This is a genomic window from Nocardioides coralli (genome assembly GCF_019880385.1).
Classification (GTDB): Bacteria; Actinomycetota; Actinomycetes; order Propionibacteriales; family Nocardioidaceae; genus Nocardioides; species Nocardioides coralli.
This window is the reverse complement of record NZ_CP082273.1, coordinates 2336858-2357222: the sequence shown is the minus strand read 5'-3', so window position 1 is coordinate 2357222 and position 20365 is coordinate 2336858. Positions and strand designations below refer to the sequence as shown.

17 protein-coding genes are annotated in these 20365 nt (G+C 71.5%); 11 read left to right on the top strand and 6 right to left on the bottom strand.

The features are described from left to right. Positions 1-28 precede the first annotated feature (28 nt). Positions 29-1165: a dual-specificity RNA methyltransferase RlmN gene (gene rlmN / locus K6T13_RS11490; RefSeq protein WP_222894710.1), complete on the top strand. Its 1137-nt coding sequence runs from the start codon at positions 29-31 to the stop codon at positions 1163-1165. A 1-nt stretch (position 1166) separates the two neighbouring features. On the opposite strand, the gene K6T13_RS11485 is transcribed toward rlmN, so the two are convergent. Both K6T13_RS11485 and K6T13_RS11480 read right to left on the bottom strand, forming a co-directional pair. Further along, entirely contained in the window at positions 1167-2252 is a 1086-nt protein-coding gene (locus K6T13_RS11485) for an LOG family protein (RefSeq protein ID WP_222894709.1), read from the bottom strand. Positions 2253-2286: 34 nt separating this feature from the next. Further along, positions 2287-3153, bottom strand: a complete 867-nt coding sequence (locus K6T13_RS11480) for a serine protein kinase RIO (RefSeq protein WP_222894708.1) — start codon at positions 3151-3153, stop codon at positions 2287-2289. 174 nt (positions 3154-3327) lie between these two features. Between K6T13_RS11480 and K6T13_RS11475 the strand changes: the two genes are divergently transcribed. Next, positions 3328-4749: a M1 family metallopeptidase gene (locus K6T13_RS11475; RefSeq protein ID WP_222894707.1), complete on the top strand. Its 1422-nt coding sequence runs from the start codon at positions 3328-3330 to the stop codon at positions 4747-4749. A 13-nt stretch (positions 4750-4762) separates the two neighbouring features. On the opposite strand, the gene ddaH is transcribed toward K6T13_RS11475, so the two are convergent. Genes ddaH through K6T13_RS11460 form a run of 3 tightly spaced genes read right to left on the bottom strand, consistent with a single transcriptional unit; the run spans position 4763 to position 7382 of the window. After that, entirely contained in the window at positions 4763-5521 is a 759-nt protein-coding gene (gene ddaH / locus K6T13_RS11470) for a dimethylargininase (RefSeq protein ID WP_249423752.1), read from the bottom strand. 29 nt (positions 5522-5550) lie between these two features. Then, complete coding sequence (locus K6T13_RS11465) at positions 5551-6930, bottom strand: NAD(P)/FAD-dependent oxidoreductase (protein WP_222894705.1); 1380 nt, start codon at positions 6928-6930, stop codon at positions 5551-5553. Then, positions 6915-7382: an Lrp/AsnC family transcriptional regulator gene (locus K6T13_RS11460; RefSeq protein ID WP_222894704.1), complete on the bottom strand. Its 468-nt coding sequence runs from the start codon at positions 7380-7382 to the stop codon at positions 6915-6917. The genes K6T13_RS11465 and K6T13_RS11460 overlap by 16 nt, the downstream gene beginning before the upstream one ends. A gap of 249 nt (positions 7383-7631) precedes the next feature. On the opposite strand from K6T13_RS11460, the gene K6T13_RS11455 reads away from it, so the two are divergent. From K6T13_RS11455 to K6T13_RS11435, 5 genes are read left to right on the top strand one after another with little or no spacing between them, the layout of a single operon-like run. Beyond that, positions 7632-8705, top strand: coding sequence for a polyamine ABC transporter substrate-binding protein (locus K6T13_RS11455; RefSeq protein ID WP_249423751.1), 1074 nt, complete (start codon positions 7632-7634; stop codon positions 8703-8705). Next, positions 8689-9855 (top strand): ABC transporter ATP-binding protein, encoded by a 1167-nt coding sequence (locus K6T13_RS11450; RefSeq protein WP_222894702.1) that lies wholly within the window; start codon positions 8689-8691, stop codon positions 9853-9855. The genes K6T13_RS11455 and K6T13_RS11450 overlap by 17 nt, the downstream gene beginning before the upstream one ends. Further along, positions 9848-10708 carry an ABC transporter permease gene (locus K6T13_RS11445; RefSeq protein WP_222894701.1) on the top strand — a complete coding sequence of 287 codons (861 nt, stop codon included), beginning with the start codon at positions 9848-9850 and terminating at the stop codon, positions 10706-10708. The genes K6T13_RS11450 and K6T13_RS11445 overlap by 8 nt, the downstream gene beginning before the upstream one ends. Beyond that, positions 10705-11505: an ABC transporter permease gene (locus K6T13_RS11440; protein WP_249423750.1), complete on the top strand. Its 801-nt coding sequence runs from the start codon at positions 10705-10707 to the stop codon at positions 11503-11505. The genes K6T13_RS11445 and K6T13_RS11440 overlap by 4 nt, the downstream gene beginning before the upstream one ends. 25 nt (positions 11506-11530) lie before the next feature. After that, the gene (locus tag K6T13_RS11435) at positions 11531-13030 is read left to right on the top strand and encodes a CoA-acylating methylmalonate-semialdehyde dehydrogenase (protein ID WP_222894700.1); all 1500 of its coding nucleotides are present in this window, start codon (positions 11531-11533) and stop codon (positions 13028-13030) included. A gap of 134 nt (positions 13031-13164) precedes the next feature. Here the strand turns inward: K6T13_RS11435 and K6T13_RS11430 are convergent, their stop codons facing one another. Then, positions 13165-14532, bottom strand: a complete 1368-nt coding sequence (locus K6T13_RS11430) for an aspartate aminotransferase family protein (protein ID WP_222894699.1) — start codon at positions 14530-14532, stop codon at positions 13165-13167. A 114-nt stretch (positions 14533-14646) separates the two neighbouring features. On the opposite strand from K6T13_RS11430, the gene K6T13_RS11425 reads away from it, so the two are divergent. From K6T13_RS11425 to gabT, 4 genes are read left to right on the top strand one after another with little or no spacing between them, the layout of a single operon-like run. Next, positions 14647-16287, top strand: coding sequence for an amidohydrolase (locus K6T13_RS11425; protein ID WP_222894698.1), 1641 nt, complete (start codon positions 14647-14649; stop codon positions 16285-16287). A 49-nt stretch (positions 16288-16336) separates the two neighbouring features. Further along, the gene (locus K6T13_RS11420) at positions 16337-17779 is read left to right on the top strand and encodes a gamma-aminobutyraldehyde dehydrogenase (protein ID WP_222894697.1); all 1443 of its coding nucleotides are present in this window, start codon (positions 16337-16339) and stop codon (positions 17777-17779) included. Further along, positions 17772-19016 (top strand): saccharopine dehydrogenase family protein, encoded by a 1245-nt coding sequence (locus tag K6T13_RS11415; RefSeq protein WP_249423749.1) that lies wholly within the window; start codon positions 17772-17774, stop codon positions 19014-19016. Before K6T13_RS11420 ends, K6T13_RS11415 begins: the two co-directional genes overlap by 8 nt. Further along, positions 19013-20344 (top strand): 4-aminobutyrate--2-oxoglutarate transaminase, encoded by a 1332-nt coding sequence (gabT, locus tag K6T13_RS11410; RefSeq protein ID WP_222894696.1) that lies wholly within the window; start codon positions 19013-19015, stop codon positions 20342-20344. The genes K6T13_RS11415 and gabT overlap by 4 nt, the downstream gene beginning before the upstream one ends. Positions 20345-20365: the final 21 nt, after the last annotated feature.

Genomic DNA, 20365 nt, shown 5'->3' with positions numbered 1-20365 from the left:
CCGGGCGCCCGTGGGAGAATCGCGAGCGATGTCCGACCCCACCGAGCCCCCACGGCAGCTGCCGCTGGTCCTCGCCGAGCCGCGCGGCCGCAAGAAGCCACCGCGCCACCTCGCCGACCTCACCGAGGCCGAGCGGGTCGAGGCCGTCACCGAGGCCGGTCTCCCCGGCTTCCGCGCGCGGCAGCTGTCGACCCACTACTTCGGCCGTCTCGTCGACGACCCGGCCGAGATGACCGACCTGCCCGCCGACCAGCGCGAGGAGCTGGTCGCCACGCTGCTGCCGGAGCTGATGACGCCGTTGCGGACCATGACGGCCGACCGCGGCACCACCCGCAAGACGTTGTGGCGGCTCTTCGACGGCGCGCTCGTCGAGTCGGTGCTGATGCGCTACCCGGGTCGGGTCACGATGTGCGTCTCCAGCCAGGCCGGCTGCGGCATGGCGTGCCCGTTCTGCGCGACCGGGCAGGGGGGCCTGCAACGCAACATGTCCACCGCGGAGATCGTGGAGCAGGTGGTCGCAGGGGCACGCGCGCTGGCTCGCGGCGAGGTCCCCGGCGGCCCCGGTCGCGTCTCGAACGTCGTGTTCATGGGCATGGGGGAGCCCCTCGCCAACTACAAGGCCGTCATGGGGGCCGTACGTCGCCTCACCGACCCGGCCCCGGGCGGGCTGGGCATGTCGGCGCGCGGCGTGACCGTCTCGACGGTCGGCCTCGTGCCGCGCATCAACCAGCTCGCCGACGAGGGCATCCCCGTGACGCTGGCGCTGAGCCTGCACGCCCCGGACGACGAGCTGCGCAACGAGCTGGTGCCGATCAACACCCGCTTCTCGGTCGAGGAGACCGTGGCGGCGGCCTGGAACTACGCGCGCACGACCCGCCGCCGGGTCTCGATCGAGTACGCCATGATGCGGGGCATCAACGACCAGGCCTGGCGCGCCGACCTGCTGGCCGACGTGCTGCTGTCCCACGGCGACTGGGGCTGGGTCCACGTCAACCTCATCCCGCTCAACCCGACGCCGGGGTCGAAGTGGACCGCCTCCGACCCCGCCGACGAACGGGAGTTCGTGCGACGGCTGGAGGCCAAGGGGGTGCCGACGACGGTGCGGGACACCCGCGGCCGGGAGATCGACGGCGCCTGCGGTCAGCTGGCCGCGACCGAGTCCTGAGTCACCCGACCAGCTCCACTGCCTCGTCGACGCCGTCGACGAGGTGCACCCGGTCCTCCATCTCACGGTCCCGGGCGAGCGCCCGGAGGAGTGGCCACACGGGGAGGTGCTCGGTCCAGTGGTCGCGCCCGACCAGGACCATCGTCGCGACGGAGGTCGGGTCGGCGTAGTAGTTCTCGCAGGCGTCCTGGAAGACCTCCTGGACCGTGCCGGCCGCGCCGGGGAGGAAGACGATGCCGGCGTCGCACACCTCCAGGAGCACGGCCTCGCGCACGGCGTTGCGCACGTACTTCGCGATCGCCGAGGCGAACACGTTGGGCGGTTCGTGGCCGTAGTGCCACGTGGGGATGCCGAGCGTCTCGCCGCCCGCGCCGGCCCCCGCGTCGTCGAGGGCCCGGAAACCGGCCGCGGCCCAGGCCCCGACGTCGGGGTCGTAGTGCGGGACCGCTGCGACCGTGGTGAGGGCCTCGCGCAGTCCGTGTTCGGAGGTGGCGACGAGCCGGGCGCCGAGGTTGGCCGCCTCCATCGCGCCGGGCCCGCCCCCGGTGGCGACCGTGAAGCGGCGGCCGAGCAGCCACCCGAGCCGCGCCGCGTCGGCGTACGCCGCGGATCCGCGGCGCACGGCGTGGCCGCCCATCACGCCGACCAGCGACCGCCCACCGACCCAGCCGGCCAGGGCGCCGTCGATCGCGTGGTCGTGGAGGGTCGCTGCCAGCAGGCCGTCGTGCCCGAGGTCCGACTCGGCCCAGGCGTAGGCCCGGGCGTCGGGACTCTCCGCGTAGCCTGCCGCCCCGAAGAGCTCGCGGGCCGTGTAGAGCGACGTGCGGTAGGTGTCGACGGGCACATCGGGGAGGGTGGGGAAGACCAGCGCACCCCGTGACTCCAGGTCGGCAGCGACGCCGGCATCGAGCACGCAGCCCAGGAACATCGCGCCGGCCACGTGGCAGCTGCTCAGCACGTCGGCGCGACCGGAGAGGTCCAGGCCCCGACAGCGCCACCCTGCCAGGTCGCGCGCACCCGCAGCCACCCGCCGGTCGAAGTCGTCGACGTCGTCGACCTCGACGACCCTGCCCCGTGTGTGCCTCACCCTGCAGACCCTAGGACGCGACATTCCCGCCGGGTCAGAAGGCGTGCGCGAGCAGCTCGCCGAGGAGGACCTGCTCGTCGACCTCGAGCCCGCGAGCGCGGAACCAACGGCAGACGTTGGTGCAGTCGCGCAGCAGGAAGTCCCCGCCCGACGGGTTGGCGACCAGGTCGATCACCTGGGGCAGGTCGATGACGACGAGACGCTCGCCCGCGGCGAGGATGTTGTAGGCCGAGAGGTCGCCGTGCACCATCCCCTGTCGCGCGAGCTCGGCCATGAAGTCCCGCACCTGGTCGAAGTACGACGCCAGCAGCTCCCGCTCCGGCCTGGTCTGCGCCAGCCGCGGCGCTGTCTCGCCGTCGACGGTGACCCACTCCATCAGCAGCTCGGTCCCGTCGAGCTGCACGGGGTAGGGGACCGACAGCCCGAGCGACCAGAGCCGTTTCAACGACTCCCACTCCGCCATCGCCCACTGGCCGGCCGCGACGGCGCGGCCGTGGGCGCTCTTGCGTGCCAGCGCCCGCTGGTCACGGGTGTTGCGGATCTTGCGGCCGTCGGTGTAGCCGGCGGACCGGTGGAAGTCCCGGTGGTCCTCGCCGCGGTAGCGCTTGGCGGCCATCACCACACCACCGTCGGGAGCGTGCGGGTCGGCGCGCTCGAGGAGGAAGACGTCGGCCTCCTTGCCGGTCTTGAGGACGCCGAGCTCGGTGTCGAGGGCGCCCCGCGACGTCACGACCCAGTCGGGGCGTGGTTCGGGGCCGCGGCACAGCGGGTCGACGTCGTACCAGGTCGACCAGCGCTGCGACTCGTCTGCGGGGTCGTCGTAGGTCTGGAAGTCGAAGACGAAGCGAGGGTCGATGCCCTCGGTGGGGTGCGTGTCAGTGAGTGACTCGTGAGAGGTCAACGGTGCTCCGGGTGAGAGAAGGGGTGTGGTCTGCGGACAGGCCAACGACAGCGGTCGTCATGTCACGCCTCCTCTCGTCCGGGCACGGGCCTCCCGTGCGCGTGTGACGAGCGTCCCGCGCGGCGCTCGTCGGTGCAACCGATTTCTGCGTGGTGTCGGCATAGGCTGCGCTCCGTGCCGCGACGGTCTCCCCGCCACCTCCCCTCCCTGGTCCTCGTCCTGAGCCTCAGCGTGGCCCTGTCGGGGGCGCCTGCTCGGGGGCTCGCCCCCGACCGCGGCTCGGCGGGCATCGGCGACAGCTACTTCCCGGTCGACGGCAATGGTGGCATCGACGTACGCCGCTACCGGGTCGTCAACCGCTACGAGTTCGGCCGGGGCCGGTTGAGCGGCCACACGGTCGTGACGCTGCGGGCGACCCAGGACCTCTCGGCGTTCAACCTCGACTTCCTGCTGCCGGTCCGACAGGTGCGGATCGACGGGCAGCGGGTTCCCCACCGCCGTTCCAGCCGTCATGAGCTCACGGTGGAGCCGATGACGGCCCTGGTCGCCGGCGAGTTCGTCGACGTCCGCGTCGACTACGCCGGGCGGCCGGGGCGCATCAGCTGGCGTGGGGAGTCCAACTGGCTCGCCGACCGCCACGAGGTCGTGGCCATGAACCAGCCCCACATGGCGCCGTGGTGGTTCCCCGCGAACGACCACCCCCGCGACAAGGCCCGCATGGACATCTCCATCACGGTGCCTGCCGGGAGGCAGGTGCTGGCCAACGGTCGCCCGGTCTCCCGGACGCGACAGGGGCGGCTGGTCACCCACCGGTGGCGGGCGACGGAGCCGATGGCCACCTACCTCGCGACCTTCGCGGCCGGGCGGTTCGAGGTGCGCACGGGGGTCCGGGACGGGCTGCCGTGGCGGATCGCCGTCTCGAAGCGGCTCTCGGCGGGCTCGCGCCGAGCCAACCTGCGGCTGATGCGACGCACGCCCCGCGTCGTCGCCGCGCTCGAACGGGTGCTCGGCGACTACCCCTTCGACACCGTGGGTGGCCTGGTCACCAGCCTGCCCGTCGGCTTCGCGCTGGAGAACCAGACCCTGCCGACCTACCCCGAGACCGGCGCCGGCTACACCTGGCTCGTCGTCCACGAGGTGGCGCACCAGTGGTTCGGGGACTCCGTGAGCCTCCGGCACTGGCGGGACATCTGGCTCAACGAGGGGCCCGCGACCTACCTGGAGCTCTGGTACGACGCCCAGCGCGGCGGTGGCTCGCCGGGGTCCTGGCTGCGCCGTGAGTACGAGTCGCGGCCAGCCGGTGCCGCCTTCTGGAGGACCCGGATCGGCGACCCGGGCGCGGACGGGATCTTCAGCGGTCCGGTCTACCTGCGCGGGGCGATGACGTTCCAGGCGCTGCGCAACCGGATCGGCACCGATGCCTTCTGGACGCTGCTGCGGCGGTGGGTGCGGGAGAAGCGCGGGGGACACGGCACGCGCGAGCAGTTCGAGGCCCTCGCCGAGGAGGTCTCCGGGCAGAACCTCGAGGCCTTCTTCGTGGCCTGGCTCGACGCGGCCGAACGCCCCGCGGACACCGCCGTCAACGGCCTGGGCTGAATCGTCCCGGAGGTCAGCGCAGTCGCACCGACAGGCAGGTCACACAGCCCTCGAGCTTGATGAACTCGGAGATGTCGACCGCCACCACGCGGAGCCCGCGCTCCGCGAGCAGCGCGCGCGTCCGTGGCGCGTCCGCGGCCATCAGCACGGCGTCCTCGGCGAGTCGGACCACGTGAGCGCCTGACTCCTCCGGCACGGCCAGGAAGGTCGACCACACGGCCGGGTCGTCCACCAGGGGCGGATGGCCGAGGACAGTCCCGTCGGGCAGCGCGGTCACGGCCGACTTGAGGTGGAGCACGGCCCGGACCGGGACCGGCTGCACCTCGAGGCCGGCCGGGGTGAGCAGCGCCGCGAGCTGGTCGGCCCCCGCCCGGTTCGTCCGCCCGCTCAGCCCGACCCACACCGTCTTCCCGACCCGGAGCACGTCGCCGCCGTCGAGCGTCCCGGGCGCCTGGATGTGTGCGATGCGGTAACCCAGGCTGCGCAGGGACGCCTCGGTGGCCGCGGTCTCGGGACGACGCTCGTCGGCGCCCGGCCTGGTGATCACCGCGAGGTCGTCGTGGACCACGACGGTGTCCTCGACGAAGACCGCGTCGGGGCACTCGTCGGCCGGCGGCACCTCGTGGACCTCCCAACCCTCCGCCGCCAGCGCCGCGACGTAGTCCCGCCACTGGCGCCCCGCCAGCTCGACGTTCACCGGGACCCGGTCGAGGTGCGTGAGCAGTCCGTCGGCGAGCCGGGGACCGGGACGTCGGACGAGTGCGCGGACCATGCCCGGGAGCATGACACCTCGGTCGAGGTTCAGCTCACCAGGGGTGAGAGGGCTCGCGCGACGAGGCTGGGACGCCCGGTGAACCGCTCCTCGGTGTCCGCCCAGCCCATCGCCACCCGGGCGGCGTTGATGCCGAGCCACCGCAGCGGCTCCGGCTCCCAGGCGGGGGAGCGGTGGCCCACCCAGGGCAGGTCCGTCAGCGGCGTACGCCGGTCCAGCACGAGGTCACGCAGGGTCCGCCCGGCGAGGTTGGCGGTGCTCACGCCGTCACCGACGTAGCCACCCGCCCAGGCCACCCGGGTCACCGGGTCCAGCCCGACCGAGGCACACCAGTCCCGGGGCACGCCGAGCGGCCCGCCCCAGGCGTGGGTGATCCGCGCCCCGGCGACCACCGGCAGCATCTCCACCAGGCTGGCGTGGAGCATCGCGAACACCCGGTCGTCGCGGTCGTAGGAGGCCGAGACCCGCGAGCCGAGGTGGTAGGGCGCGCCGCGGCCCCCGAAGACCAGGCGGTCGTCCCGGGTGCGCTGGCCGTAGACGATCAGGTGCCGGTGGTCGGCGAACGTCTCGCGCCGCCGCAGCCCGATGCGCTCCCAGGTCGTCGGCGGCAGCGGCTCCGTGGCGATCACCAGGGAGTAGACCGGCACCAGCGCGCGCCGCAGCCCGGGGAGCTGGCTCGTGTAGCCCTCGGTGGCGCGCACCACCGTCTCGGCGGTCACCGTGCCGCTCGGTGTCGTGAGGCGGTGCGGAGCCAGGGTCGTGACGCGGGTGTGCTCGTGGACGCGGACGCCGCGTCCGGCCACCGAGGCGGCCAGGCCGCGCACGAGCCGGAGGGGGTGGACGGCGGCGCAGTCGGGGGAGTACGTCGCCCCCAGGACCCCGGTCGCATCCACCACGCTGCGGGCCTCCTCGGCGCCGAGCAGCCGGAGGTCGTCCTCGTCGCGCCCCCAGCGCCGCGCCTCCTCGACCTCGGCCCGGGCCCGCGCGAGCTGCGCGGGCGACCGTGCCAGCGAGATGGTGCCGCCGCGCGCGTAGTGGGCGTCGATGGCGAGGGCCTCGGCCGCCCGCCCCACCTCGGTGACGGACTCCCGCATCGCGGCGTGCTGCGCAGCGGCGGCCGCCGTCCCCTCACCCATCCGGGCCAGGGTGCCCGGGCCGGCCGGGAAGAGCGCCGAGCACCATCCCCCGTTGCGTCCGGACGCGCCGTACCCCACGGTCTCGGCCTCGAGGACCGCGATCCGCAGGGAGGGGTCCGCCTCGGCGAGGTAGTGGGCGGTCCACAGGCCGGTGAAGCCCCCGCCGACGATCGCGACGTCGACCGCGAGGTCACCGGTGAGGGGAGGGCAGTGCGGCCCCGGGTCGGCGGTGTCGGCCCACAGGGCACGGCTGGGGCTCAGCGAACGCCCCATGAGTAGGTCTGCTTGCGCAGCTTGAGGTACATGAAGGTCTCGGTCCGGGCGACACCGGGGATGCCGCGGATCTGCTCGGAGATGAGCTCGAGGAGCCGCTCGTCGCTCTCACAGACCACCTCGGCCAGGATGTCGTAGCTGCCGGCGGTGATGACGACGTAGTCGACCTCGTCCATGGCGGTGAGGGCGTCGGCGACCGGCTCCAGCTCCCCGGAGACCTCGATGCCGACCATGGCCTGTCGGGGGAAACCGAGCTGCAGCGGGTCGGTGACGGCGACGACCTGCATCACCCCGGCGTCGATCAGGCGCTGGACCCGCTGCCGGACGGCGGCCTCGGAGAGCCCGACCTCCTTGCCGATGGCGGTGTAGGAGCGGCGCCCGTCCTGCTGGAGCTGCTCGATGATCGCCTTGGCCACGTCGTCGAGGACGACGGCACCGCGCTCCCCCTTCATGGACGCCGATGGTTCCACAAACCGCGGTCTGCGGCCAGTGAGAACGAAGGATTCCGTAGTTCGGTGTCACGATTCCGACGAATTCCTTGTCACGGCTTCGCCGACGTGTCACGATCCCCTCCACCCGGCAGAGTCGTCGAAAGGGGCTGGATGGTCACCTCGCGCGGAGTCAGCCGTCGCACGCTGCTCCGGGGGGCCGGTGCCGTCGCAGGACTCGGGGGAAGCGCAGCCGTCCTTCCGCTCTTCGGCGTGCCCGGGGCCAAGCAGGACCCGGCCGACTGCCGGGCCGCCGACCTCTCCGAGGAGCAGCGCCGGCTGATCGTGTCGAACTGGCCCCAGTACATCGACCCGCGGCGCCAGCAGGACTCCACGCTGCAGGTCTTCCAGCGCGAGACCGGGATCACCGTCGACTACACCGACGACATCAACGACAACGCGGAGTTCTTCGCCCGGGTCCGCAACCAGCTCGGGGCCTGCGAGCCCGTCCAGCGCGACATGATGGTGCTCACCGACTGGATGGCGGCCCGGATGATCGGGCTGGGGTGGGTGCAGCCCCTGGACCCCGCGCGCGTGCCCAACCTGCACGCCAACCTGATCGCGCCGCTGCGCGACCGGCAGTGGGACCCCGACCTGGAGTTTCACGCGCCGTGGCAGACCGGCCTCACCGGGATCGCCTACAACGCCGCCGCGACGGCCGAGGTGCGGAGCTTCGAGGAGCTGATCAGTCGATCGGACCTGCGGGGCCGGATCACGCTGCTCTCGGAGATGCGCGACACGATGGGCTTCATGCTCAAGATCGTCGGGGCCGAGCCCGACGACTTCACCGACGACGAGTGGGCCAACGCGATCGACCGGCTGCGGGCGGTGGTGTCAGACGGACAGGTCCGCGCCTTCACCGGCAACGAGTACATCCAGGACCTCACGGCCGGCAACATCCTGGCCTGCGAGGCGTGGTCGGGCGACGTGATCCAGGCGCAGTTCGACAACCCGGACATCAAGTTCGTCGCGCCGGAGGAGGGCCTGTCGCTGTGGAGCGACAACATGCTCGTGCCCAACGGAGCGACGCACCAGGCCAACGCCGAGGCGTGGATCGACTACTACTACGAGCCAGAGGTGGCCGCGAAGCTCGCGGCCTGGGTCAACTACATCTGTCCCGTCCAGGGCGCCCGAGAGGAGATGGAGCGGATCGACCCCTCGCTGGTCGACAACCCGCTCATCTTCCCCGCCGAGGAGGACCTCGCGGCGACCTTCGACTTCATGCCGCTCGACGACCAGCAGACGACCCGCTACGAAGGAGAGTGGTCCGATGTCACAGGTGGCTGACCGGGCGACGTCGCACGAGGACCCGGAGGGGGCTTTCGACGGGTTGCGGCTGCGGCAGCTGACCAAGGAGTTCGCCTCCTTCACGGCCGTGCGCGAGCTGGACCTCGACGTCCCCACCGGCTCCTTCTTCGCCCTGCTCGGCCCTTCGGGCTGTGGCAAGACCACGACGCTGCGGATGGTGGCCGGCCTCGAGCGGCCGACGTCGGGGACGATCCGGTTGTCCGGCGACGACATCACCTTCGCCCGCCCCTACCGGCGGCCGGTCAACACGGTCTTCCAGAACTACGCGCTCTTCCCCCACCTCGACATCTTCGAGAACGTCGCCTTCGGGCTGCGCCGCCGTCGTGAGCGCGGCGTCGACCAGCGGGTCGCCGACATGCTCGAGCTCGTCGAGCTGTCCTCCCAGGCACGCAAGAAGCCGGCCCAGCTCTCCGGAGGCCAGCAGCAGCGGGTGGCGCTCGCCCGCGCGCTGATCAACCAGCCGGAGGTGCTGCTGCTCGACGAGCCGCTCGGGGCCCTGGACCTCAAGCTGCGCCGGTCGATGCAGCTGGAGATCAAGCGCATCCAGACGGAGGTCGGGCTCACCTTCATCCACGTCACCCACGACCAGGAGGAAGCCATGACCATGGCCGACACGGTCGCGGTGATGAACCACGGCGTGATCGAGCAGCTCGGCGCGCCCGCCGAGCTCTACGAGCACCCCCGCACCACGTTCGTCGCCAACTTCCTCGGCCAGTCGAACCTCATCGAGGGCACGGTGCGGTCGCGGGCCGCCGACGTGGTCACGGTGGACATGCACGGCATCGACGTCTCGGTGCCCGCCGACCGGGCGCACGCCGAGGGCTACGGCGGCTGGGTCGGCATCCGGCCGGAGAAGGTGCTGATCGGGGAGGAGGGAGAAGCCCTCGACGCGCCCGGCAACACCATCCCGGGCGGTGTCGTGGAGGACGTCAGCTTCGTGGGCGTCAGCACCCAGTACCTCGTCCGGATGCCGTGGGACCAGCTGGTGCAGGTGTTCGCGCAGAACACCGGACGACGCCGCATCTTCGAGCGCGGCGACCGCGTCGAGCTCTCCTGGCGACCCGAGTACGCATTCCTCCTCGACCGCAGCCAGGACGCCTCGGCCGGCGTCGAGGCCGACGATGTCTGAGAGCACGCGGCGCGCCGGCAAGACCGGCTACCTGCTCCTGCTCCCCGCCGTGCTGTGGCTGGCGATCTTCTTCGTGGTGCCCTTCTACTCCCTCGTGGCGACCAGCCTCTACGACCCCACGGGTTCGGTGTTCCGCGGCTACGAGATGACCTGGTCCTTCGGCAACTACGCCGACGCCCTCTCCGAGGCGTGGGAACCGCTGCTCCGCTCGCTCTGGTACGGCGCGATCGCGACCCTGCTCTGCCTGGTGCTGGGCTACGTGCTGGCCTACGCGATCGCGTTCAAGTCGGGTCGTTGGAAGAACCTGATGCTGGTGCTGGTGATCGCCCCGTTCTTCACCAGCTTCCTCGTGCGCACCCTGTCGTGGAAGCTGATCCTCGAGGACGACGGGTTCATCGTGAACAGCCTGCAGTTCCTGCAGCTCCTCGGCGACGACGGCCGCCTGCTCGCCACGCCGATCGCGGTGGTCGCCGGCCTGACCTACAACTTCCTCCCCTTCATGGTGCTGCCGCTGTTCGCGAGCATCGACAAGATCGACCACCGGCTGATCGAGGCGGCGGGCGATCTCTACGCCAACCCCATCGTCGGGTTCTTCCGGGTCACCTGGCCGCTGTCGCTGCCCGGCGTCGTCTCGGGCACCCTGCTCACGTTCATCCCGGCCTCCGGCGACTACATCAACGCGCAGCTGCTCGGGAGCCCCAACCAGCGGATGGTCGGCAACGTCATCCAGAACCTCTTCACCGACGCCAACGACTACCCGGCCGCGGGCGCCCTGTCGATGATCCTCGTGATCCTGATCGTCGCCCTCGTGCTGCTCTACGTGCGCCGGGCCGGCACGGAGGAGCTGCTGTGACGACCGCCCTGGGCTGGATCCGCGAGCGCATCGTGCTGCTCCTCGGCATCGCCGTGCTCGTCTACACCTTCGTCCCCATCGCGGTCGTGGTGCTGATGAGCTTCAACGACCCGGCCAGCCGGGTGGTCTACCGCTTCGACGAGTTCACGCTCGACAACTGGCTGAACCCCTGCCTGGACCCCAGCCTCTGCGACGCGGTGGTCCGCAGCCTCCAGATCGGCGTCCTGGCGACCGTGGCCTCGACCGTGCTCGGCACGCTCGCGGCGTTCGCGCTGGTGCGTCACCAGTTCGTGGGCCGTTCGGCCACGAACCTGCTGGTCTTCCTGCCGATGGCGATCCCCGAGATCGTGCTCGGCTCCTCGCTGCTGGCGCTGTTCGTGGCGGCCGGCTTCGCGGGGCAGCTCGGGTTCTGGACGATCCTGATCGCCCACATCATGTTCTGCCTGTCCTTCGTCGTCGTCACCGTCCGGGCACGCCTGGCCGGCATGGACGACACCCTCGAGCAGGCTGCGATGGACCTCTACGCGACGCCGGCCCAGACGTTCTGGCGGGTCACGTTCCCGCTGGTCTTCCCCGGCATCCTCGGGGCGGCGCTGCTCGCCTTCTCCCTGTCCTTCGACGACTTCATCATCACCAACCTCAACGCGGGGACGACCACCACGTTCCCCATGTACGTCTACGGCGCGGCCCAGCGCGGGGTCCCCATGCAGGTCAACGTGATCGGCACCCTGATGTTCGTGATCTCCATCGCGATCGTGCTCGTCGGTGAGCTGCGCCGCCGCAAGCAGCTCGTCTGAGCGCACCCCACCCAGGAGGAGAAGCATGCACGTCGATCTGGTCACGCACTGGCGCGCCGGCGAGGCCTGGTCCGGGACCGGCAGCCGGCGGGGGGACGTCTTCGACCCTGCCACGGGCCGGGTTGTCCGCCAGGTCGCGTACGCCGAGCAGGCAGACGTGGAGGCGGTGGTGGCCGACGCGGTCACGGCCGGTGAGCGCTGGGCGGCGGAGTCGCTCACCCGGCGTACTGGCGTCATGTTCGCGTTCCGTGAGGCCCTGGCCCGCCGCGCCGACGAGGTCGCGGCCGTCATCACCGCCGAGCACGGCAAGGTGCTCGACGACGCCCGCGGCGAGGTGCAGCGGGGCCTGGAGGTCGCGGAGTTCGCGTGCGGTGCCCCCCACCTGCTCAAGGGATCCTTCAGCGACGGGGTGTCGGGCGGTGTGGACGTCTACTCGCTGCGCCAGCCGCTCGGCGTCGTGGCGGTGATCTCGCCGTTCAACTTCCCGGCCATGGTGCCGCTCTGGTTCGTGCCGATCGCGATCGCCAGCGGCAACGCCGTGGTGCTCAAGCCCTCGGAGAAGGACCCGTCGGCCTCCCTGCTGCTCGCCGAGTGCTGGGCCGAGGCGGGGCTCCCGCCCGGGGTGTTCAACGTCGTGCACGGTGACAAGGTGGCCGTCGACGCGCTGCTGACCCACGACGACGTGGCGGCCGTGTCCTTCGTCGGCTCGACCCCGGTGGCGCGCCACGTCTACGAGACCGGGACGGCCCACGGCAAGCGGGTGCAGGCGCTCGGGGGCGCCAAGAACCACATGGTGGTGCTGCCCGACGCCGACCTCGACAGCGCCGCGGACGCGGCCGTCTCGGCCGGCTTCGGGTCGGCGGGGGAGCGCTGTATGGCCATCTCGGTCGTGGTGGCGGTGGACCCCGTCGGAGACGACCTCGTGGAGGCGATCGCACAGCGGATGGCCGGCCTGACCACCGGGGACGGCCGCCAGGGCTGCGACATGGGCCCCCTCGTCACCGGCGAGCACCGGGACCGGGTCACGGGCTACCTCGATGCGGGTGTCGCCGAGGGCGCCCAGCTGGTGGTCGACGGACGGCAGGTCGTGCCCAAGGGTGCACCCGAGGGGTTCTGGCTCGGGCCCACGCTCTTCGACGGCGTACGACCCGGGATGTCGGTCTACGACGACGAGATCTTCGGCCCGGTGCTGTCGGTGGTCCGCGCCGCCTCCTACGACGAGGCGCTCCGCATCGTGAACGCCTCGCCCTACGGCAACGGCACCGCGATCTTCACCGCCGACGGTGGGGCGGCCCGGCGCTACCAGCGCGAGGTCCAGGTCGGGATGATCGGGGTCAACGTCCCGATCCCGGTCCCCATGGCCTACTACTCCTTCGGGGGCTGGAAGGCGTCGCTGTTCGGGGACACCCACGCGCACGGCACCGACGGCGTCCACTTCTTCACCCGCGCGAAGGTGGTCACCTCGCGCTGGCCCGACCCGGCCAGCCGGACCGGTGTCGACCTGGGGTTCCCCCGTCACGACTGAAGGCCGGGTAGGCACAGGATGCGGACCGCGGCAGCGGCCCGCATCCTGTGCCTACCCGGGGCCACACCCCCTCCGGGCGTGGTCCCGGCCTCCCTCCCCCGGAAGTCGTCCCCCGAAAGCTGTCCAGGAAGTCGTCAGAGCATCGAGTGGGCCTTGTCGAGGACCACCCGGAGGATCTGCTCCATCTCGTCGAAGTGCGTCTGGTCGCAGATGAGCGGCGGGGCCAGCTGGACGACCGGGTCGCCGCGGTCGTCCGCGCGGCAGTAGAGGCCCTCCTCGTAGAGCGCCTTGGACACGTAGCCGTAGAGGATCCGCTCGCACTCCTCGTCGCTGAAGGTCTCCCGGGTGGCCTGGTCCTTGACCAGCTCGATCCCGTAGAAGTAGCCCTCGCCGCGGACGTCGCCGACGATCGGCAGGTCGCGCAGCCGCTCGAGCGTGGACCGGAAGGCGCCCTCGTTGCCGCGGACGTGCTCGAGCACCTGCTCGTCCTCGAAGATCTGCAGGTTGCGCAGGGCCACGGCGGTGGAGACCGGGTGGCCGCCGAAGGTGTAGCCGTGCGCGAACATCGCGCCCGGCTCCAGGAACGGCGCCATCAGCTTGTCGCTCGCGATCATCGCCCCCAGCGGCGCGTAGCCCGAGGTGATGCCCTTGGCGCACGTGATCATGTCGGGCTGGTAGCCGAAGCGTTCCGCGCCGAACATGTGGCCGAGCCGGCCGAACGCGCAGATCACCTCGTCGGAGACCAGCAGCACGTCGTACTCGTCGCAGATCTCCCGGACGCGCTGGAAGTAGCCCGGCGGAGGCGGGAAGCAACCCCCGGCGTTCTGGACGGGCTCGAGGAACACGGCCGCGACGGTGTCGGGACCCTCGTTCTCGATGGCGATCGCGATCTGGTCCGCCGCCCACCGACCGAAGGCCTCGAGGTCGTCGCCGTACTCGGGCGCCCGGTAGAAGTTGGTGTTGGGCACCCGGAACGTCGAGGGCACCAGCGGCTCGAACTGCTGCTTGAGCAGCGGCAGCCCCGTGATGGAGAGGGCGCCCTGGGTGGTGCCGTGGTAGGCGATCGCGCGGCTGATCACCTTGTGCTTCATCGGCTTGCCCACGAGCTTGAAGTAGTTCTTGACCAGCTTCCAGGCCGATTCGACGGCCTCGCCGCCGCCCGTCGTGAAGAAGACCCGGTTGAGGTCGCCGGGGGCGTAGGACGCCACCCGCTCGGCGAGCTCGATCGCCGTGGGGTGCGCGTAGGACCACAGCGGCATGAACGCCAGCTCGCGGGCCTGCGCCGCCGCCGCATCGGCGAGCTCGGTGCGGCCGTGGCCCAGCTGGCTCACGAACAGCCCGGCGAGCCCGTCGAGGTAGCGCTTGCCCTTGGCGTCCCAGATGTAGGCACCCTCGCCCCGGACGATGATGGGCACGTCGGCCTGGTCGTAGCTCGAGTGCCGCGCGAAGTGCATCCACAGGTGGTCGTGGGCGGCCTGCTGGAGGTGGTGGTGGTCCTGCATGCCCCCATCATGGGTGCCACCCCGCCCGTGCTGCAAGCGAATCCGTTGCGAATTCGACGCGAGTGCACGGAATCCGTGGTGACGGCGGTCGCTGACTGCTGGTAGGAAGCCTCCATGCGCACGGTGGAGCTGCGGGGTGGCAGCTGGTTCGACGGACACCGCTACCGCGGGCAGGGTTCGGTGCTCCTCTGTGGCAACCGGGTCGTGGGGGCGGGGCCCGACGTCGTGGGCGAGGGGGACTCCGTGGTCGACGTCTCCGGAGCCCTGGTCGCACCGGGTTTCGTCGACGCGCACGTGCACGCGGTGCAGGGTGGACTCGAGCGGACCCGGTGCGACCTCAGCGCGGGGAACAGCCGCGAGGACTACCTCGCCACCGTCGCGGCGTACGCCGCCGACGAGGACCGGCCCTGGATCCTCGGTGGCGGCTGGGCGATGCCGGCGTTCCCGGGAGGGACTCCCACGGCGGGGGACCTCGACCAGGTCGTCCCCGACCGGCCGGTGTTCCTGCCCAACCGCGACCACCACGGGGCGTGGGTGAACAGTCGGGCGCTCGAGCTCGCCGGCATCGACCGGCACACGCCCGACCCCGTCGACGGACGGATCGAGCGCGACGCCGACGGGGACCCCGCCGGGACGCTGCACGAGGGCGCGATGCGGCTGGTCGCCCGCCACGTCCCCCCGACGACGGAGGAGGAGTACTACGTCGGACTCCTCGCCGGTCAGGCGCACCTGCTGTCGCTCGGGGTCACCGGGTGGCAGGACGCCATCGTGGGCGACTACGCGGGCATGGACGACGCCGGGCCGACCTACCGGCGTGCTGCCGAGCGCGGCGACCTGGTGGCCAGTGTCGTGGGTGCCCTCTGGTGGGAACGCGAGCGGGGGCTGGAGCAGCTGCCGGACCTGGTGGACCGCCGCCAGCAGTACGGCCACGGCCGGTTCCAGGCGACGTCGGTGAAGATCATGCAGGACGGGGTGCCCGAGAACTTCACCGCCGCGATGAGCAGCCCCTACCTCGACAGGTGTGGGCACGCCACGTCGACGAGCGGGCTGTCGTTCGTCGACCCCGAGCTGCTGCGTGCGGCGGTGCCGGCGCTCTCCGAGGCCGGCTTCCAGGTCCACGTCCACGCCATCGGGGACCGGGGAGTGCGCGAGACGCTCGACGCCTTCGCCATGGTCCCCGAGACGCTGCGCCGGGAGCTGAGGCACCACGTGGCGCACGTGCAGGTGGTGCACCCGGACGACGTGGGACGCTTCGCCCGGCTCGGCGTGGCGGCCAACTGCCAGGCCCTGTGGGCGTGCCTGGACGACCAGATGGTCGAGCTGAACCTGCCCTTCCTCGGTGAGGAGCGCGGCACGTGGCAGTACCCCTTCGGCGACCTCCACCGCAGCGGTGCCCGGTTGGTGATGGGGTCGGACTGGCCGGTCACCAGCCCCGACCCGCTGGCCGCGATCCACACCGCGGTGACCCGCACCTCCTTCGGTGACCCCGGTCGCGCCGGTCTCGAGCCGTTCCTCCCGGAGCAGGCGGTCCCGCTGGAGGCCGCGTTCGCGGCCTACACCTCCGGGAGCGCGTGGGTGAACCACCGCGACGACGCCGGGGTGCTCCGGCCGGGGGCGGTGGCCGACCTCGTGGTGCTCGACCGCGACCCCTTCACCGGACCGCTCGACGAGGTCGGGGGCGCGCGGGTCCGATCGACCTGGTTGGACGGGGTTCCGGTCCACGGAGCCGACACCCTCAACGAAATCCGCCCCTGATACCGGCCAAGACCTACCGATTTCGTAGGACTGTCACTACTGTCGGCCCATGGCTGACACGACACCGACCAGGTTCCGCAACATCATCGACGGCGAGCCCGTCGACGCGGCCTCGGGAGAGACCTACGACGTCGTCGACCCGACCACCGGCGAGCCCTATGCGACGGCACCGATGTCGGGGACCGAGGACCTCGACCGGGCCTACGCCGCCGCCGAGCGTGCCTTCGACGGCTGGGGCTACGCGACCCCGCAGGACCGCTCCAACGCGCTGCTCAAGCTCGCGGACGCGATCGAGTCACGCATCGACGAGATCAACGAGGTCGAGTGCCGCGACACCGGCAAGCCGCGCGGGCTGACCATGGATGAGGAGATGCCCTACGCCTCCGACCACTTCCGGTTCTTCGCCGGCGCCGCGCGGGTGCTCGAGGGACGCGCGGCGGGCGAGTACATGGCCGACCACACCTCGTGGGTACGCCGGGAGCCCATCGGCGTCGTGGGTCAGGTGACGCCGTGGAACTACCCCCTGCTCATGATGATCTGGAAGATCGCGCCGGCCCTGGCCGCGGGCAACACCGTCGTCCTCAAGCCCAGCGACACGACCCCCGCGAGCTCCACGCTGCTGGCCGAGATCGCGCAGGAGTTCCTGCCCAAGGGCGTCCTCAACGTGGTGTGCGGCGACCGGGACACCGGCCGCGCGCTGGTGGAGCACCCCACCCCGCAGATGGTCGCCATCACCGGCTCCGTGCGGGCGGGCATGGAGGTCGCCGGTTCCGCGGCCAAGGACCTCAAGCGTGTTCACCTGGAGCTGGGCGGCAAGGCGCCGGTCATCGTGTTCGACGACGCGGACATCGCGGCGGCAGCCGAGGGCATCGCCGGGGCGGGGCTCTTCAACGCCGGCCAGGACTGCACCGCGGCCACCCGGGTGCTCGCCGCCCCCGGCGTCCACGACGAGTTCGTCGCCGCGCTGGCCGAGGCCGCCAAGGGCATGCCGACCGGTGACCCGACCGCTGAGGGCACCTACTACGGCCCCCTCAACAACGCCAACCAGCTCAGCCACGTCAGCGGCATGGTCGACCGGCTGCCCGACCACGCGAGCGTCGAGACCGGGGGCACCCGTCAGGGCGACCGCGGCTACTACTACGAGCCCACCGTGCTCTCGGGCCTGCGGCAGGACGACGAGCAGATCCAGACCGAGATCTTCGGTCCCGTCATGACCGTCCAGAAGTTCAGCGACGAGGCCGAGGCGTTGCGCTGGGCGAACGGCGTGCAGTACGGCCTGGCCTCCAGCGTGTGGACCAAGGACCACGCCCGGGCGATGCGGGTGTCCCGCCGGCTCGACTTCGGCGCGGTGTGGATCAACACCCACATCCCCTTCGTCTCCGAGATGCCCCACGGCGGCTTCAAGCACTCCGGTTACGGCAAGGACCTGTCGATGTACGGCCTGGAGGACTACACCCGGATCAAGCACGTCATGTCGTTCATCGGTGAGTGACCAGATGAGGATCCTGCTGGTCGGCGCCGGGGGTGTGGGCGGAGCCTTCACCGCCATCGCCGCGCGACGCGACTTCTTCGAGACGATCGTCGTCGCCGACTACGACCTGGGCCGCGCGGAGAAGGCGGCCGCGACCGACGGGCGCTTCACCGCGGCACAGGTCGACGCCTCCTCCCAGGAGTCGGTCGAGGCGCTGTGCCGTGACCACGGCATCACGCACGTCATGAACGCCGTCGACCCGGTCTTCAACATGCCGGTGTTCAACGGCGCGTACGCAGCCGGGGCCGACTACGTCGACATGGCGATGTCGCTCAGCAAGCCCCACCCGGACACCCCCTACGCCAAGTGCGGGGTCAAGCTCGGCGACGAGCAGTTCGCCGTCGCGGGGGAGTGGGAGAGCGCCGGTCGGCTCGCGCTCGTGGGGATGGGCGTGGAGCCCGGGCTCTCCGACGTCTTCGCCCGGTACGCCGCCGACCACCTGTTCAGCGACATCGACGAGCTCGGCACGCGCGACGGCGCCAACCTGGTCGTGACCGACGACGACGGCAACGAGATCTTCGCCCCGTCGTTCTCGATGTGGACCACGATCGAGGAGTGCCTCAACCCGCCGGTGATCTGGGAGAAGGCCAGTGCCCACGTCGACGGCGGCTGGTTCACGACCCCACCGTTCAGCGAGCCCGAGGTCTTCGACTTCCCCGAGGGCATCGGGCCGGTCGAGTGCGTCAACGTGGAGCACGAGGAGGTGCTCCTGATGCCGCGCTGGGTGGACTGCAAGCGGGTCACCTTCAAGTACGGCCTCGGCGACGAGTTCATCAACATCCTCAAGGTGCTCAACACCCTGGGCCTCGACCGCACCGACAAGGTCAGGGTCAAGGGCGTCGAGGTCAGCCCGCGTGACGTCGTCGCCGCGGTGCTGCCCGACCCCGCGACCGTCGGGCCCCGCATGACCGGCAAGACCTGCGCGGGGCTGTGGGTGACCGGCACCGGCACGGACGGGCAGCCGCGCTCGACGTACCTCTACCACGTGGTCGACAACGAGTGGGCCATGGCGGAGTACGGGCACCAGTGCGTCGTCTGGCAGACCGCCATCAACCCGGTCGTGGCGCTCGAGCTGATCGCCCGCGGTACCTGGGCGGGTGCGGGTGTTCTGGGTCCGGAGGCCTTCGACGCCGTCCCGTTCCTCGACCTGCTCAAGGACTACGGCTCTCCGTGGGGCGTCATGGAGCTGCAGCCGTGAGCGGCGGTCCTGGCCTGCCACAGGAGCGGCGGCTGGTGACGGCCGTGCCGGGGCCGGAGTCGCAGGCACGGCTGGCTCGCAAGCAGTCCCTGGTCGCCGACGGCGTCGGCAACGCCCTCCCGGTCTTCGTCGCCGAGGCCGGCGGTGGGGTGCTCGTCGACGTCGACGGCAACTCGCTGATCGACCTCGCCTCGGGCATCGCCGTCACGACGGTCGGCAACGCCGCTCCCGCGGTGGTGCGCCGGGTGCACGAGCAGGTGGACGCCTTCACCCACACCTGCTTCATGGTCACGCCGTACGACGGCTACGTGGACGTGTGTGCCGAGCTCGCCGACCTCACGCCCGGCGGTCACGCCAAGAAGTCCGCGTTGTTCAACTCGGGTGCCGAGGCGGTCGAGAACGCCGTCAAGATCGCGCGGGTGGCCACCGGCCGTGACGCCGTGGGCGTCTTCGACCACGCCTACCACGGCCGCACCAACCTGACGATGGCGATGACGGCCAAGAACATGCCCTACAAGCACGGCTTCGGGCCGTTCGCGGGTGAGGTCTACCGCGCGCCCCTGTCCTACCCCTTCCGTGACGGCCTGTCCGGCGACGAGGCCGCGGCCCGCGCGGTCGACGTCCTCGACAAGCAGGTCGGCGCCGACAACCTGGCCTGCGTCGTGATCGAGCCGATCCTCGGCGAGGGCGGCTTCGTCGTCCCGGCACCCGGCTTCCTGCCTGCCCTGGCGTCGTGGTGCCGCGAGCGCGGTGTGGTGTTCATCGCCGACGAGATCCAGTCCGGGTTCTGCCGGACCGGCGACTGGTTCGCCTGTGACCACGAGGACGTCGTGCCCGACCTGGTCACCACCGCCAAGGGGATGGCCGGCGGCCTCCCCCTGGCGGCCGTGACGGGACGTGCCGAGCTGATGGACAGCGTCCATGCCGGTGGCCTCGGGGGCACCTACGGCGGGAACCCGGTCGCCTGCGCGGCCGCCCTGGGCGCCATCGAGGAGATGCGCACGCACGACCTCCCCGCCCGCGCCCGGGCCGTCGGGGAGCGGATCCGCGGGCACCTGGAGAAGCTGCGCGCGGAGCATCCCGTCGTCGCCGACATCCGGGGTCGCGGCGCGATGATGGCGATCGAGCTCTGCGTGCCCGGGACCACGGAGCCCGACGCCGCGCGCGCCGCCGCCGTCAACGCGGCCTGCCACCGGGCCGGGGTCGTGACCCTCACGTGCGGCACCTGGGGCAACGTCTTCCGGTTCCTGCCGCCCCTGGCCACCACCGACGACCTTCTCGACGAGGCGTTCGCCGTCGTCGCGGAGGCCTTCACCGCCACCGCCTGACCCGCGGACGGCCACCTCCTC

What these genes read in the sequence shown, in the direction of transcription:
- rlmN (WP_222894710.1), top strand. Translation starts at nt 29, where the DNA reads ATGTCCGACCCCACCGAGCCCCCACGGCAGCTGCCGCTGGTCCTCGCC.
- ddaH (WP_249423752.1), bottom strand. Translation starts at nt 5,521, where the DNA reads ATGGTCCGCGCACTCGTCCGACGTCCCGGTCCCCGGCTCGCCGACGGA.
- K6T13_RS11465 (WP_222894705.1), bottom strand. Translation starts at nt 6,930, where the DNA reads ATGGGGCGTTCGCTGAGCCCCAGCCGTGCCCTGTGGGCCGACACCGCC.
- K6T13_RS11460 (WP_222894704.1), bottom strand. Translation starts at nt 7,382, where the DNA reads ATGAAGGGGGAGCGCGGTGCCGTCGTCCTCGACGACGTGGCCAAGGCG.
- K6T13_RS11450 (WP_222894702.1), top strand. Translation starts at nt 8,689, where the DNA reads ATGTCACAGGTGGCTGACCGGGCGACGTCGCACGAGGACCCGGAGGGG.
- K6T13_RS11445 (WP_222894701.1), top strand. Translation starts at nt 9,848, where the DNA reads ATGTCTGAGAGCACGCGGCGCGCCGGCAAGACCGGCTACCTGCTCCTG.
- K6T13_RS11435 (WP_222894700.1), top strand. Translation starts at nt 11,531, where the DNA reads ATGCACGTCGATCTGGTCACGCACTGGCGCGCCGGCGAGGCCTGGTCC.
- K6T13_RS11430 (WP_222894699.1), bottom strand. Translation starts at nt 14,532, where the DNA reads ATGCAGGACCACCACCACCTCCAGCAGGCCGCCCACGACCACCTGTGG.
- K6T13_RS11425 (WP_222894698.1), top strand. Translation starts at nt 14,647, where the DNA reads ATGCGCACGGTGGAGCTGCGGGGTGGCAGCTGGTTCGACGGACACCGC.
- K6T13_RS11420 (WP_222894697.1), top strand. Translation starts at nt 16,337, where the DNA reads ATGGCTGACACGACACCGACCAGGTTCCGCAACATCATCGACGGCGAG.